This is a genomic window from Streptomyces sp. MS191 (assembly GCF_008042125.1).
Lineage (GTDB): Bacteria > Actinomycetota > Actinomycetes > Streptomycetales > Streptomycetaceae > Streptomyces.
In genome coordinates this window covers 294,244-308,537 of record NZ_RDBI01000040.1, presented here as the reverse complement: position 1 = coordinate 308,537, position 14,294 = coordinate 294,244, and the positions used below count along the sequence as shown (strand labels likewise).

13 protein-coding genes are annotated in these 14,294 nt (G+C 71.5%); 6 read left to right on the top strand and 7 right to left on the bottom strand.

Going from position 1 to position 14,294, the window contains the following annotated elements; genetic code table 11:
- The coding region (locus EAO71_RS08245) for a RelA/SpoT family protein (protein ID WP_147979174.1) at positions 1 to 2,330 on the top strand (2,330 nt) is incomplete at its 5' end.
- 73 nt (positions 2,331 to 2,403) lie between these two features.
- Here the strand turns inward: EAO71_RS08245 and EAO71_RS08240 are convergent.
- Positions 2,404 to 3,633: a DUF349 domain-containing protein gene (locus EAO71_RS08240; RefSeq protein WP_147977117.1), complete on the bottom strand. Its 1,230-nt coding sequence runs from the start codon at positions 3,631 to 3,633 to the stop codon at positions 2,404 to 2,406.
- Between the two features lie 187 nt (positions 3,634 to 3,820).
- A complete protein-coding gene (locus tag EAO71_RS08235) occupies positions 3,821 to 4,609 on the bottom strand; it encodes a peptidylprolyl isomerase (RefSeq protein ID WP_147977116.1) in 789 nt (262 codons plus the stop codon).
- 154 nt (positions 4,610 to 4,763) lie between these two features.
- On the opposite strand from EAO71_RS08235, the gene EAO71_RS08230 reads away from it, so the two are divergent.
- A complete protein-coding gene (locus EAO71_RS08230; protein ID WP_147977115.1) occupies positions 4,764 to 5,471 on the top strand; it encodes an MBL fold metallo-hydrolase in 708 nt (235 codons plus the stop codon).
- Between the two features lie 11 nt (positions 5,472 to 5,482).
- Positions 5,483 to 6,745 carry a histidine--tRNA ligase gene (gene hisS / locus EAO71_RS08225; RefSeq protein WP_147977114.1) on the top strand — a complete coding sequence of 421 codons (1,263 nt, stop codon included), beginning with the start codon at positions 5,483 to 5,485 and terminating at the stop codon, positions 6,743 to 6,745.
- A gap of 116 nt (positions 6,746 to 6,861) precedes the next feature.
- On the opposite strand, the gene EAO71_RS08220 is transcribed toward hisS, so the two are convergent.
- From EAO71_RS08220 to EAO71_RS08205, 4 genes are read right to left on the bottom strand one after another with little or no spacing between them, the layout of a single operon-like run.
- Positions 6,862 to 7,506, bottom strand: coding sequence for a response regulator (locus EAO71_RS08220; RefSeq protein WP_147977113.1), 645 nt, complete (start codon positions 7,504 to 7,506; stop codon positions 6,862 to 6,864).
- Positions 7,503 to 8,708 (bottom strand): sensor histidine kinase, encoded by a 1,206-nt coding sequence (locus tag EAO71_RS08215; protein WP_147977112.1) that lies wholly within the window; start codon positions 8,706 to 8,708, stop codon positions 7,503 to 7,505. Before EAO71_RS08215 ends, EAO71_RS08220 begins: the two co-directional genes overlap by 4 nt.
- Entirely contained in the window at positions 8,705 to 9,574 is an 870-nt protein-coding gene (locus tag EAO71_RS08210; RefSeq protein ID WP_147977111.1) for an ABC transporter permease, read from the bottom strand. The genes EAO71_RS08215 and EAO71_RS08210 overlap by 4 nt, the downstream gene beginning before the upstream one ends.
- A complete protein-coding gene (locus EAO71_RS08205; protein WP_147977110.1) occupies positions 9,571 to 10,437 on the bottom strand; it encodes an ABC transporter ATP-binding protein in 867 nt (288 codons plus the stop codon). Before EAO71_RS08205 ends, EAO71_RS08210 begins: the two co-directional genes overlap by 4 nt.
- Positions 10,438 to 10,576: 139 nt before the next feature.
- On the opposite strand from EAO71_RS08205, the gene EAO71_RS08200 reads away from it, so the two are divergent.
- Positions 10,577 to 11,200 (top strand): vitamin K epoxide reductase family protein, encoded by a 624-nt coding sequence (locus tag EAO71_RS08200; protein ID WP_147977109.1) that lies wholly within the window; start codon positions 10,577 to 10,579, stop codon positions 11,198 to 11,200.
- A gap of 118 nt (positions 11,201 to 11,318) precedes the next feature.
- Positions 11,319 to 12,671 carry a replication-associated recombination protein A gene (locus EAO71_RS08195; RefSeq protein WP_147977108.1) on the top strand — a complete coding sequence of 451 codons (1,353 nt, stop codon included), beginning with the start codon at positions 11,319 to 11,321 and terminating at the stop codon, positions 12,669 to 12,671.
- A 93-nt stretch (positions 12,672 to 12,764) separates the two neighbouring features.
- Here EAO71_RS08195 and EAO71_RS08190 read toward each other — a convergent pair whose 3' ends face one another.
- A complete protein-coding gene (locus EAO71_RS08190) occupies positions 12,765 to 13,469 on the bottom strand; it encodes a DUF2470 domain-containing protein (RefSeq protein WP_147979173.1) in 705 nt (234 codons plus the stop codon).
- A 194-nt stretch (positions 13,470 to 13,663) separates the two neighbouring features.
- Between EAO71_RS08190 and rpsD the strand changes: the two genes are divergently transcribed.
- On the top strand, positions 13,664 to 14,278 hold the full coding sequence (rpsD, locus tag EAO71_RS08185; RefSeq protein ID WP_147977107.1) for a 30S ribosomal protein S4: 615 nt from the start codon (positions 13,664 to 13,666) through the stop codon (positions 14,276 to 14,278).
- The last annotated feature ends 16 nt before the right edge of the window (positions 14,279 to 14,294 follow it).

The window sequence follows — 14,294 nt, the reverse complement described above, 5'->3', positions numbered from 1 at the left end:
CGCCCAAGCCCGCGCCGGCCCCGCCGACCCGTTCCGGCGGCTCCTCCAACCGCGTGCGCGCGCGCCTCGCCCGGCTGGGCGTCCAGCGGTCCTCCCCGTACAACCCGGTCCTCGAACCGCTGCTCCGGATCGTCCGCTCCAACGACCCGAAGATCGAGACGGCCACCCTGCGCCAGGTCGAGCGGGCCTACCAGGTCGCCGAGCGCTGGCACCGAGGCCAGAAGCGCAAGAGCGGCGACCCGTACATCACGCACCCGCTCGCCGTCACCACCATCCTGGCCGAGCTGGGCATGGACCCGGCGACGCTGATGGCCGGGCTGCTGCACGACACCGTCGAGGACACCGAGTACGGCCTCGACACCCTGCGCCGCGACTTCGGCGACCAGGTCGCGCTGCTCGTCGACGGCGTCACCAAGCTGGACAAGGTCAAGTTCGGCGAGGCCGCCCAGGCCGAGACCGTGCGCAAGATGGTCGTCGCCATGGCCAAGGACCCGCGCGTCCTGGTCATCAAGCTCGCCGACCGCCTGCACAACATGCGCACCATGCGGTACCTCAAGCGGGAGAAGCAGGAGAAGAAGGCCCGCGAGACCCTCGAGATCTACGCGCCCCTGGCCCACCGCCTGGGCATGAACACCATCAAGTGGGAGCTGGAGGACCTCGCCTTCGCGATCCTCTACCCCAAGATGTACGACGAGATCGTGCGGCTCGTCGCCGAGCGCGCGCCCAAGCGCGACGAGTACCTCGCCATAGTGACCGACGAGGTCCAGTCCGACCTGCGCGCCGCCCGCATCAAGGCCACCGTCACCGGCCGGCCCAAGCACTACTACAGCGTCTACCAGAAGATGATCGTCCGCGGCCGTGACTTCGCGGAGATCTACGACCTGGTCGGCATCCGCGTCCTCGTGGACACCGTCCGCGACTGCTACGCGGCGCTCGGCACCGTCCACGCGCGATGGAACCCGGTCCCCGGCCGGTTCAAGGACTACATCGCGATGCCGAAGTTCAACATGTACCAGTCGCTGCACACGACGGTCATCGGCCCCAACGGCAAGCCGGTCGAGCTGCAGATCCGCACCTTCGACATGCACCGCCGGGCCGAGTACGGCATCGCGGCGCACTGGAAGTACAAGCAGGAGGCCGTTGCCGGCGCCTCCAAGGTGCGCGCCGACGTGCCGAAGAAGACCGGCAAGGACGACCACCTCAACGACATGGCGTGGCTGCGCCAGCTGCTCGACTGGCAGAAGGAGACCGAGGACCCCGGCGAGTTCCTGGAGTCCCTGCGCTTCGACCTCTCGCGCAACGAGGTGTTCGTCTTCACCCCCAAGGGCGACGTCATAGCGCTGCCCGCCGGGGCGACCCCGGTCGACTTCTCGTACGCCGTCCACACCGAGGTCGGTCACCGCACCATAGGAGCCCGGGTCAACGGACGGCTCGTGCCGCTCGAGTCGACCCTCGACAACGGCGACCTGGTCGAGGTCTTCACGTCCAAGGCGGCCGGCGCCGGCCCGTCCCGCGACTGGCTCGGCTTCGTCAAGTCCCCCCGGGCCCGCAACAAGATCCGGGCGTGGTTCTCCAAGGAGCGCCGCGACGAGGCCATCGAGCAGGGCAAGGACGCCATCGCGCGGGCCATGCGCAAGCAGAACCTGCCGATCCAGCGGATCCTCACCGGCGACTCGCTGGTCACCCTGGCCCACGAGATGCGCTACAGCGACATCTCCTCGCTCTACGCGGCGATCGGCGAGGGCCATGTCACGGCCCAGTCCATCGTCCAGAAGCTCGTCCAGGCCCTCGGCGGCGAGGAGGCGGCGAACGAGGACATCGCCGAGTCCGCACCGCCCTCGCGCAGCCGTGCCAAGCGCCGCTCCAGCGCCGACCCCGGCGTGGTCGTCAAGGGCGTCGAGGACGTCTGGGTCAAGCTGGCCCGCTGCTGCACCCCCGTGCCCGGCGACCCGATCATCGGCTTCGTCACCCGCGGCAGCGGCGTATCGGTTCACCGCAGCGACTGCGTGAACGTCGACTCGCTCTCCCGCGAGCCGGAGCGGATCCTCGAGGTCGAGTGGGCGCCGACCCAGTCCTCGGTCTTCCTGGTCGCCATCCAGGTCGAGGCACTGGACCGCTCCCGGCTCCTCTCGGACGTCACCCGGGTCCTGTCGGACCAGCACGTCAACATCCTGTCGGCGGCCGTCCAGACCTCCCGCGACCGCGTCGCCACCTCGCGCTTCACCTTCGAGATGGGCGACCCGAAGCACCTCGGGCACGTCCTGAAGGCCGTGCGCGGAGTGGAAGGCGTGTACGACGTCTACCGGGTCACCTCGGCCCGCAGGCCCTGACCCGCCCCCCACGGAAAGGGGCCCCGGTACCTCCGCGAGGTACCGGGGCCCCTTTCCGTGGAGCGGGCGGGGATCAGCCGCCGAACTCGTGCAGACCCTTCAGCGCCTGGTCGAGGAGCGCCTGGCGGCCCTCCAGCTCACGCGCCAGCTTGTCGGCCTTGGCGTCGTTGCCCGCCGCACGGGCCGTGTCGATCTGCTTCTGCAGCTTGTCCACGGCGTCCTGCAGCTGACCCGTCAGACCCGCGGCACGGGCGCGTGCCTCCGGGTTCGTCCGGCGCCACTCCGACTCCTCGGCCTCCTGGAGCGCGCGCTCCACCGCGTGCATCCGGCCCTCGACCTTCGGGCGGGCGTCGCGCGGCACGTGGCCGATGGCCTCCCAGCGCTCGTTGACGGAACGGAAGGCCGCGCGGGCCGCCTTCAGATCGGTCACCGGCACCAGCTTCTCGGCCTCGACCGCGAGCTCCTCCTTCAGCTTGAGGTTCTCGGTCTGCTCCGCGTCCCGCTCGGCGAAGACCTCACCGCGCGCGGCGAAGAAGACGTCCTGGGCGCCGCGGAAGCGGTTCCACAGGTCGTCCTCGTGCTCGCGCTGCGCACGGCCGGCGGCCTTCCACTCCGTCATCAGCTCGCGGTAGCGGGCGGCCGTCCCACCCCAGTCGGTGGAGTTCGACAGCGACTCGGCCTCGGCCACCAGTCGCTCCTTGGCCTTGCGGGCGTCCTCGCGCTGCGCGTCCAGCGAGGCGAAGTGCGCCTTGCGACGCTTGGAGAACGCCGAGCGCGCGTGCGAGAAGCGGTGCCACAGCTCGTCGTCCGACTTCCGGTCGAGCCGGGGCAGGCCCTTCCAGGTGTCCACGAGGGCGCGCAGCCGCTCGCCGGCGGACCGCCACTGCTCGCTCTGCGCGAGCTCCTCGGCCTCCTTGACCAGCTCCTCCTTGGCGGCACGCGCCTCGTCGGTCTGCTTGGCCTTCTGGACCTTGCGCTCCTCACGGCGCGACTCCACCGTCTCCACCAGCTTGTCGAGCCGGGTGGTGAGCGCGGCGAGGTCACCCACGACGTGGTGCTCGTCGACCTGGTGCCGGATGTGGTCGATCGCGGCGGTCGCGTCCTTGGCCGAGAGGTCGGTGGTCTTCACCCGCTTCTCGAGGAGGCCGATCTCGACAACCAAGCCCTCGTACTTGCGCTCGAAGTAGGCCAGAGCCTCCTCGGGACTGCCGGCCTGCCACGATCCGACGACCTTCTCGCCCTCGGCGGTACGCACGTACACGGTGCCCGTCTCGTCGACGCGGCCCCACGGGTCGCTGCTCACAGCGCCTCCTCCACATGATGCCGACGAGGGGGTTGTGCCCCCTGGGCATCGTCCACAGTTTCCTGACGGGCCTCGCCCGCCTTCCACAGCGCGAGACCCGGCCCGCACTGCACAACGCCAATCTAGGCGAACGGCCGCCCGGCTGTCCGCTCTCAGCGCGACCGAAATTGAACGGTCGCGCTGCGCGTCACTTCTTGACGACGGTGGCCTTCTGGACGGTGACGGCCTTCTTGGGCGCGCCGTCCTTGGCGCCGCCTTCCACGCCGCCCTCGGCCACGTCCTTCACGACCGCGAGGCCGACGGCGTCGATCGTGCCGAAGGGGGTGTAGCTCGGCGGCAGCTTGGTGTCCTTGTAGACGAGGAAGAACTGGCTGCCGCCGGTGCCGGGCTGACCGGTGTTGGCCATCGCCACCGTGCCGGCCGGGTAGGTCACCGCGCCGTCGGAGCCCGCCTTGCCCAGCGCGCCCAGGTTCTCGTCCGGGATGGTGTAGCCCGGGCCGCCCGTGCCGTCGCCCTTCGGGTCACCGCACTGCAGGACGAAGATGCCCTCCGTGGTGAGCCGGTGGCACTTCGTCCCGTCGAAGTACTTCTTGTCCGCCAGGTGCTTGAACGAGTTCACCGTCCGCGGGGTCTTCGCCGCGTCCATGGCGAAGGAGATCTCGCCCAGGTTCGTCTTCAGGGCCATCGTGTATGTGGCCTTCTGATCGATGGACAACTTGGGCTCGGGCGCCTTCGACTCGGTCTCCGTCGGCTCCGGGGTGTTGCTCGGCGCCGCGTTGTCGGCGCCCTTGTCCTTGTCGTCCGTCAGGGCCACCGAGGCGTACACCGCGCCGCCCGCGGCGAGGACCACGGCCAGCGCGGCCGCGATGACGGTGTTGCGGCGCCGTGCCTTCTGCTGCGCCTCCTGCCGCCGCTGCTGCTGCCGCTGGTACTTCTCCCTGGCGAGCTGCCGCCGCCGCTGATCGCTGCTGACCACCGGGTCTGCTCCTTGTCGCTCGTGTGTTCCTGCCCGGGCCGGGTGTGCCCGTACCGTATACGGGTTGGCTGTGGAATACGCAGCGCCGGTAGGCTCTGAGCTGTCGCCTTTCGACAAGGCGGCCTTCCCGTCGGACGACACACTGAGGACGATCGTGCTTATTGCCGGGTTCCCCGCCGGGGCCTGGGGGACCAACTGCTATCTGGTCGCCCCCGCCGCAGGCGAGGAGTGCGTGATCATCGACCCGGGCCACCAGGCCGCCCAGGGAGTCGAGGAGACGCTCAGGAAGCATCGGCTCAAGCCCGTCGCCGTCGTGCTCACGCACGGCCACATCGACCACGTCGCCTCGGTCGTCCCGGTGTGCGGAGCCCATGACGTGCCCGCGTGGATCCATCCCGCCGACCGCTACATGATGAGCGACCCGGAGAAGGCCCTCGGCCGCTCCATCGGGATGCCGCTCATGGGCGAGCTGACCGTGGGCGAGCCGGACGACGTGCACGAGCTCACCGACGGCGCGAAGCTGGACCTGGCCGGTCTGGAGTTCTCCGTCGCGCACGCGCCCGGTCATACCAAGGGGTCGGTGACCTTCCGGATGCCCGAGAACACGGAGATCCCCTCCGTGTTCTTCTCCGGGGATCTGCTGTTCGCCGGCTCCATCGGACGCACCGACCTGCCCGGCGGTGACATGGACGAGATGCTCGAATCGCTGGCCCGCGTGTGCCTGCCGCTCGACAACTCGACCGTGGTGCTGTCGGGACACGGTCCCCAGACGACCATCGGCCAGGAGCGCGCCACGAACCCCTATCTGCGGGACGTGGCCGCCGGCCTCGGGAGCGCGAAGGCTCCCCGACGAGGAATGTGACGAAGATCCACGTGAGCACCTTCAAGGCCCCCAAGGGCACGTACGACCTGACCCCGCCCCGCTCCGCCACGTTCCTGGCGGTGCGCGAGGCGATCTCGGCTCCGCTGCGGAACTCCGGGTACGGCTACGTCGAGACCCCCGGCTTCGAGGACGTGAAGCTGTTCTCCCGCGGCGTCGGCGAGTCCACCGACATCGTGACCAAGGAGATGTACACCCTCACGACCAAGGGCGGCGACGAGCTCGCCCTGCGGCCGGAGGGCACCGCGTCCGTGCTGCGCGCCGCGCTCCAGGGCAACCTGCACAAGCTCGGCAACCTGCCCGTCAAGCTCTGGTACTCCGGCTCGTACTACCGCTACGAGCGGGCCCAGGCGGGCCGCTACCGCCACTTCTCGCAGGTCGGCGCCGAGGCGATCGGCGCCGAGGACCCGGCCCTGGACGCCGAGCTGATCATCCTGGCCGACCAGGCCTACCGTTCGCTGGGCCTGCGGAACTTCCGCATCCTGCTGAACTCCCTGGGCGACAAGGAGTGCCGCCCGGTGTACCGCGAGGCCCTCCAGTCCTTCCTGCGCGGACTCGACCTCGACGAGGAGACGCTGCGCCGCGCCGAGATCAACCCGCTGCGGGTGCTCGACGACAAGCGCGAGTCCGTGCAGAAGCAGCTGGTGGGCGCGCCGCTGCTGCGCGACTACCTGTGCGACGCCTGCAAGGCGTACCACGAGGAGGTGCGCGGACTGGTCGGCGCCGCGGGCGTGGTCTTCGAGGACGACGAGAAGCTGGTCCGCGGTCTCGACTACTACACGCGCACGACCTTCGAGTTCGTCCACGACGGTCTGGGCTCCCAGTCCGCGGTCGGCGGTGGCGGACGCTACGACGGCCTCTCCGAGATGATCGGCGGCCCCGCGCTCCCGTCGGTCGGCTGGGCCCTGGGCGTGGACCGCACGGTCCTCGCGCTGGAGGCGGAGGGCATCGAGCTCGCCCTCCCCGCGGCCACCAGCGTCTACGCGGTGGCCATCGGCGACGAGGCGCGCCGGGTGCTCTTCGGCAAGATCACGGAGCTGCGCCGGGCAGGCGTGGCGGCTGACTTCTCCTTCGGCGGCAAGGGCCTGAAGGGCGCGATGAAGGACGCCAACCGCTCCGGCGCCCGCTACGCGGTCGTCGCCGGCGAGCGCGACCTCGCCGACGGTGTCGTCCAGCTCAAGGACATGGAGTCCGGCGAGCAGAGCGCGGTCGCCCTCGACGAGCTGGTCGAGGCGGTCCGGGCGAAGCTGGCCTGACCACGGCGTACGCCCGAGGGGCCCGGACCGCGACCACGGTCCGGGCCCCTCGGGCGTCCCGGGGACTCGCCCCCGTCGCGCGCGGTTCGGGGGAGCGCAGCCCGCGCCGCCCCGGCTCAGCCGTCCAGCAGGCCGTGCCGCAGGGCGCTCGTCACCGCCGCCGTGCGGTCGTCCACCCCGAGCTTGCCGAAGGCCCGCAGGAGATGGGTCTTCACCGTCGACTCCCCGATGTGCAGCCGGCGCCCGATCTCGGCGTTCGTGCACCCCTCCGCGACCAGCCGGAGCACCGCCCGCTCGCGCTCCGACAGCCGCGGGCGCTCCGGCCTGGCCCGGAGCTGGTCGACCAGACGGGCCGCCACCGACGGGGCCAGGACCGTCTCGCCCCGGGCCGCCGCCCTGATCGCGTCGGCGAGCTCGCCCCGGGCCAGGTCCTTCAGCAGGTACCCCGCCGCCCCCGCCTCGACGGCCCGCAGGATGTCCCCGTCCGTCTCGTAGGTGGTCAGCACGATCACCCGGCACGGCAGTCCCGCCGCCGTGATCCGCCGGATCGAGTCGACACCCCCGCCGCCGGGCATCCGCAGGTCCATCAGCACGATGTCGGGCCTGAGCTCGGCGCACAGCGCCTCCGCGACGGGCCCGCTGGACGCCTCGCCGACGACGTCGAGGCCGGGTTCGGCGGCGAGCATGCCGCGCAGCCCCTCCCGCACGACGGGATGGTCGTCGGCGAGCAGGACACGGATGGGGGAGACAGGCGCGGTCATGCGGGACTCCAGGCGGGGACGGGCAGTTCGACGGTGACGGTGGTGCCGTGGCCCGGACCGCTGTGTACGGCCGCGGCCCCGCCGACCTCCGCCGCGCGCGCCCGCAGTCCGCTCAGCCCGTACCCCGCGTGCGGCGCCCCGGGATCGAACCCGCGCCCCTCGTCCCGTACGGAGAGGAGCAGCGACCGCTCGGCGTAGTGCAGGGAGACGGAGACGGCTGCCGAAGGCCCGGCGTGCTTGCGGGCGTTGGACAGCGCCTCCTGGCAGGAGCGCAGGGCGACCACTTCGAGGGCGGCCGGCAGGGCGCGTTCCGTTCCGGTGACGGTCAGCGCCGCGGCCGCCTCGTGACGGCCGGTCAGGCGGCGCAGGGCCTCGGCGAGCGAGCCGCCCGCGAGGTCCGCCGGGGCGCCGTCCGCGACCAGGGCACGCGCCTCGGCGAGGTTCTGCCGGGCGGTGTCCGCCATCAGGTCCAGGTGGCGCCGGGCCGCGTCGGGGTCCCGGTCCAGCTCCGACTGCACGGCCTGCACCAGCATCAGCAGGCTGGTGAAGCCCTGGGCGAGGGTGTCGTGGATCTCCCGGGACAGCCGTGCCCGCTCCGCGAGGGCGCCGTGCTCCGCCGACAGGCGGGCGACCTCCTCCCGGCTCGCGTCCAGCTCCGCGATGAGCCGGCCCCGCTCCTCGCTCTGGTCCAGGACCCGGATGATCCAGGTGCCGAGCACGACCGAGAAGCAGCAGGTGACGGCGGCGAAGACGGAGTTGAGGAAGACGTCGGCCGCCGTGGGCCGCCACACCAGCGCCCAGCCGAGCACCGGCACCAGGTTGACGACGGTCACCGCGAGCCGGGCGGCCCCGACCCGCAGCAGCATGAAGCACTGCGGTACCAGCAGGAAGGCGGCCAGCCGGGTCTCCCCGACCAGGACCGCCGCCGCCAGGTACACCGCGAGCGCCCCCGCGAGATACCGCCGCACGGCCGCGGTGTCGTCCTGCCGGCCGGACACCATCAGCGGCCGGCCCGCCAGCAGGTACCAGGGCACGAGCAGGGAGAAGACGCCGGCGGCCGCCAGCCGGACGGGCCACGCCGGGTGCTCCGCGCCGAGCGCGAAGGCCAGCGTGCCCACCCAGACGACGGCGAAGTACACGTCCCAGTTCAGGAACGTCCGGTCGTGGACGTCCGAGTCCCGGGCGCCGGCGGGCTCGCTCATGCGTCGTCGCGGTTCTTCCAGCGGAATGTCAGCAGGCACAGCAGCAATCCTCCGACGCACCAGGCGCCCAGGACCAGGGCGATGCGGCCGAATTCCCAGCTGCCCGCCGGTTCCAGGACCGCCGCCGCGTCCGGCAGGAACACCCCGCGCAGCCCCTGCACCATCCACTTCAACGGGAAGACGGAGCCGACGGTCAGCATCCAGTCCGGCAGCGCGTCCACGAGGATGTACACCCCCGACACGAACTGCAGGACCAGGAAGGGCAGGACGACCACCGAGGTGGCGCTCTTCGCCGACCGGGGCACGCTGCTGATCGCGATCCCCAGCAGCGAACAGCCCGTCAGGCCGAGCAGGAAGATCCAGCCGAAGGTCAGCCAGCCCGTCAGGTCGCCGGGCAGCTCGACGTCGTACAGCGTGGTGCCGAAGGCGAGCAGCACCGCCGTCTCCAGCAGGCAGGTGACCAGGACCAGCCACACCTTGCCGAGGAAGTACGCGGCCGGGGGCATCGGCGTGCCGCGCAGGCGGCGCAGCTGCTTCTCGTCCCGCTCGACCGCGATCGAGATCCCGAGCGACTGGAAGCTGGTCGACATGATCCCGGCGGCGATCATCGACGCCACGTAGTGCTGGGCGGCCGTGGTGCCCGTGCCCTCCATCTCGTCGCCGAAGATCGACGCGAAGAGGAAGAGGAAGACGATCGGGAAGGCGAAGGTGAAGACCACCTGCTCGCGCATCCGGAAGAACTGCTTCAGCTCCAGCCCGCCCCGGCTCAGTCCGAGGGACCAGGCGAGCGCCCAGGTGCCGCGCTCGGCCCGTCCCGGCGCGGCGGCCTCCGCCGCGTCGCGCTTCCCCGTCGTCGTGGCGGTCATCGGGCCACCTCCTGCCCGGTCAGGCGCAGATAGACGTCCTCGAGGGTGGGCCGGCCGATCGCCAGCCCGGGGATCTCGCCGTCGAAGCGCGCCATGAGCGCGGCGACGGTGCGGGTGGGGGTGGCCGTGACCTCGCTCCGCGGCGAGCCGTCGGCCTCGGTCCAGGAGACGGTCGCGCCCGAGCCGTGCTCGTCGCGCAGCCGCCCGGGCGGCCCCTCGGCCACCACCCGGCCCGCGGAGACCACCGCCAGCCGGTCCGCGAGCGCCTCCGCCTCCTCCAGGTAGTGCGTGGTGAGCAGGATCGTGGTGCCCTCGGCCGCCAGCCGCCGGATCAGCTCCCAGAACTGCCGGCGGGCCGCCGGGTCGAAGCCGGTCGTCGGCTCGTCGAGCAACAGCAGCTCCGGCCCGCCGATCACCCCGAGCGCCACGTCCAGCCGGCGCCGCTGGCCGCCCGACAGCGCCTTGATCCGGCTGTCCGCCTTCTCCGCCAGGCCGACCAGGGCGATCGTCTCCTCCGGGTCCCGGGGCGAGGGGTAGTAGCGGGCGAAGTGCCGTACCGTCTCCCGCACCGTCAGCTCGGCCGGCGCCGACTCGTCCTGCCAGACGATGCCGACCCGCGCGCGCCACGACCCGCCCCCCTCGGCCGGGTCGGCGCCGAGCACCGACACCTCACCGGCGTCGCGGGACCGGTGTCCCTGGAGGATCTCGACCGTGGTGCTCTTGCCCGCGCCGTTGGGGCCCAGGACGCCGAAGACCTCGCCGTGGCGGATGTCCAGGTCGAGGCCGTCCACCGCGGTGACGTCGCCGTACCGCTTGCGAAGCCCCCGTACCCGTACCGCGAATTCCGTGTCCGTGTCCGTCATGGGTCGAGCGTCCTGCGGAATGCGGGATTCCCTGCCCGTCCACCGGTCCTTCTTATGTCCACCGAACGGTGGACAGCGGCGCCCGTGCGGCAGAATGACCGTGCCCAGAGGCAAGGCAGCGAGCGACGGAACGGCGGATATGACGAACGCAGCGGTGGACCAGGTGTCGGGGGAGCGCGACGGTCGCACGATCGGGGCGAGCCGGGCCTTCGCCTGGCTGCTGGTGATCACCGGCGCCGCCGGGCTGCTCGCCGCCTGGGTCATCACGATCGACAAGTTCAAGCTGCTGGAGGACCCGAGCTTCACGCCGGGCTGCAGCCTGAACCCGGTCGTCTCCTGCGGCAACATCATGAAGAGCGAGCAGGCGTCGGTGTTCGGCTTCCCGAACCCCATGCTCGGCCTCGTCACCTACGCCATGGTCGTCGCGATCGGCGTCGCGCTCCTCGCCGGCGCCCGCTACCGCCGCTGGTACTGGCTCGGCCTGAACGCCGGCACGCTCTTCGGCGTCGGGTTCTGCACCTGGCTGATGCACCAGTCGCTGTACGAGATCAACTCGCTGTGCCTGTGGTGCTGCCTGGCCTGGGTCGCCACCATCGTCATGTTCTGGTACGTCACCTCGCAGAACGTCCGCTCGGGGGTCATCCCGGCTCCCCGGGGCCTGCGGACCTTCTTCGACGAGTTCACCTGGGTGCTGCCGGTGCTGCACATCGGCATCATCGGGATGCTGATCCTGACCCGCTGGTGGGACTTCTGGACCAGCTGAGTCCGGCTCGGCGCAGGGCGCGCGGTCCGGGTCCCGGCCCGGCGACCGCCCTCCGGACCCCCTCGCCGGGCGGTCCGCCCGCCGGGGTTGTCGGTGCCCTGACTTAGGCTTCATCACTGTGGAGCCCGACCTCTTTACCGCAGCCGCCGAAGAACGCCAGGAGAAGGACCCGTCCAGCAGCCCCCTGGCCGTCCGGATGCGCCCGCGCACCCTGGACGAGGTCCTCGGCCAGCAGCATCTGCTGAAGCCGGGATCCCCGCTCCGCCGCCTGGTCGGCGAGGGCGGCGGCGGACCGGCCGGCGCCTCGTCGGTGATCCTCTGGGGGCCGCCCGGCATCGGCAAGACGACCCTCGCGTACGTGGTCTCCAAGGCCACCAACAAGCGCTTCGTGGAGCTCTCCGCGATCACCGCCGGGGTCAAGGAGGTCCGCGCCGTCATCGACGGGGCGCGGCGGGCGGCCGGCGGCTACGGCAAGGAGACCGTCCTCTTCCTGGACGAGATCCACCGCTTCTCCAAGGCCCAGCAGGACTCGCTGCTCCCGGCGGTGGAGAACCGCTGGGTGACGCTGATCGCGGCGACCACGGAGAACCCCTACTTCTCGATCATCTCCCCGCTGCTCTCGCGCTCCCTGCTCCTCACCCTGGAGTCGCTCACCGACGACGACCTGCGCGACCTGCTGCGGCGGGCCCTGACGGACGAGCGCGGGCTCGGCGGGGCGGTCACCCTGCCCGAGGACGCCGAGGCGCACCTGCTGCGGATCGCCGGAGGGGACGCCCGGCGGGCGCTGACCGCCCTGGAGGCGGCTGCGGGCTCGGCCCTGGCCAAGAGCGAGCAGGAGATCACGCTCCAGACGGTCGAGGAGACCGTCGACCGGGCCGCGGTGAAGTACGACCGGGACGGTGACCAGCACTACGACGTGGCCAGCGCGCTGATCAAGTCGATCCGCGGCTCGGACGTGGACGCGGCACTGCACTACCTGGCGCGGATGATCGAGGCGGGGGAGGACCCCCGGTTCATCGCCAGGCGCCTGATGATCTCGGCCAGCGAGGACATCGGCCTCGCCGACCCGACGGCCCTGCCGACGGCCGTCGCCGCGGCCCAGGCCGTCGCGCTGATCGGCTTCCCGGAGGCCGCGCTCACCCTGAGCCACGCCACCATCGCCCTCGCCCTGGCCCCCAAGTCGAACGCGGCGACCACCGCGATCTTCGCGGCCCGGGCGGATGTACGGAACGGCCTGGCCGGTCCGGTCCCGGCGCATCTGCGGGACGGCCACTACAAGGGCGCGGCCAAGCTCGGCCACGCGCAGGGCTACGTGTACCCGCACGACGTGCCGGGCGGCATCGCCGCCCAGCAGTACGCCCCGGACGCGGTCCACGGCAGGCGGTACTACGAGCCGACGCGCTACGGCGCGGAGGCGCGTTACGCGGACGTCGTGGAGAAGGTCCGCGAGCGCCTGAAGGGCGACGGCTAGGTCCTGTCCGGGCGAGGGCGTGGCCGAGTGCGGGCTGCGGGTCGCCTCCGTCGAGAGGCGGGCGCCACCGGGAAGGCCGGCGGCCTCTGGCGGTCAGCAGCGGTCGGACCGGGCCGCGTCGAAGAGGCGGTGCATCTCGCGGCGCAGGCCGGAGACGTCCCGTACCGGCTCGGGGAAGTCGAAGCGCGCGTCGAAGCACTGCTGCGGTCCGGCGGAGAAGCGGACCCGGAGGCCGAACCGGTCCAGGGCCAGCGGCGCCACGTCGCGCGTCGGTGCCATCGCCGCCGAGCGCGCGCCGAGCAGGCCGCTCAGCGCGCGCACCTGCTCGCCGTGGGCCGCGTGCAGGTGCTGGAGGAGCTCGGTCTCGTGGGCGTGCAGCGGGTCGGGGGCCGCCGCGGCGAACGCCTCGGCGTCGACCGGGGAGGCGCCCCACAGGTCGTCCACGCGGGCCTCGCCCACCTCCAGGCGCAGCATCATGCTGCCGGGTTCGGCGACGCCCGGCAGGCAGGTCAGCCAGCCGGAGACCCAGGCCCGCCCGCGGATCCGGTGGGGGACGGAGACCGGTGCCACGTCCGTGAGCTCCAGCACGACGGCCAGCTCGTCGTCCTGGGCGTGGGTCGCGGCCCGCACCGGCGGTGCGTCGGCCGGGAACAGCAGGAGGATCTCGCCGTCCGGGCCGATCGCCCGGGCCTGGGGGGTCAGCTGCTCGGGACGGGCGGCCGAGGCCCCCGGGACGAGCAGCACCGCGGAGCATGTACTCTGTACGAGAGTTCGTGTGCGCTCGGCTGCTGACGGCATCCGTGCGATTTCAAGCCCGCTGGGACGCGGCTGACCATGAGCTGATCGGACCTCCGTCACATCGATGCCATCCAAGGATGAAGCATCGTTCTTTGTGCTGCTGTCTGTGATGCGCGTGGTGTTCCCAGGGCGAGACATGCGATCTCCTTGAGTAAGGTGAGCCTAACCTAACCTACAACGGAGGTCTGGAGAACGTGCCTAACCAGTCGCGTCCCAAGGTCAAGAAGTCGCGTGCGCTCGGTATTGCGCTGACGCCGAAGGCTGTCAAGTACTTCGAAGCCCGTCCGTACCCGCCGGGCGAGCACGGCCGTGGCCGCAAGCAGAACTCGGACTACAAGGTCCGTCTGCTCGAGAAGCAGCGCCTGCGTGCGCAGTACGACATCAGCGAGCGCCAGATGGCGCGCGCCTACGACCGCGCCAAGAAGGCCGAGGGCAAGACGGGCGAGGCGCTGGTCGTCGAGCTCGAGCGTCGCCTCGACGCCCTGGTCCTGCGTTCGGGCATCGCCCGCACCATCTACCAGGCCCGCCAGATGGTCGTGCACGGTCACATCCAGGTCAACGGTGGCAAGGTCGACAAGCCGTCGTTCCGCGTCCGTCCCGACGACGTCGTGATGGTCCGCGAGCGCTCGCGCGAGAAGCCGCTGTTCCAGGTCTCCCGTGAGGGTGGCTTCGCCGCCGACGGTGAGACCCCGCGCTACCTGCAGGTCAACCTGAAGGCCCTGGCCTTCCGCCTCGACCGCGACCCGAACCGCAAGGAAATCCCGGTCATCTGCGACGAGCAGCTGGTCGTCGAGTACTACGCCCGTTGATCCAGGCGTAGGAGCT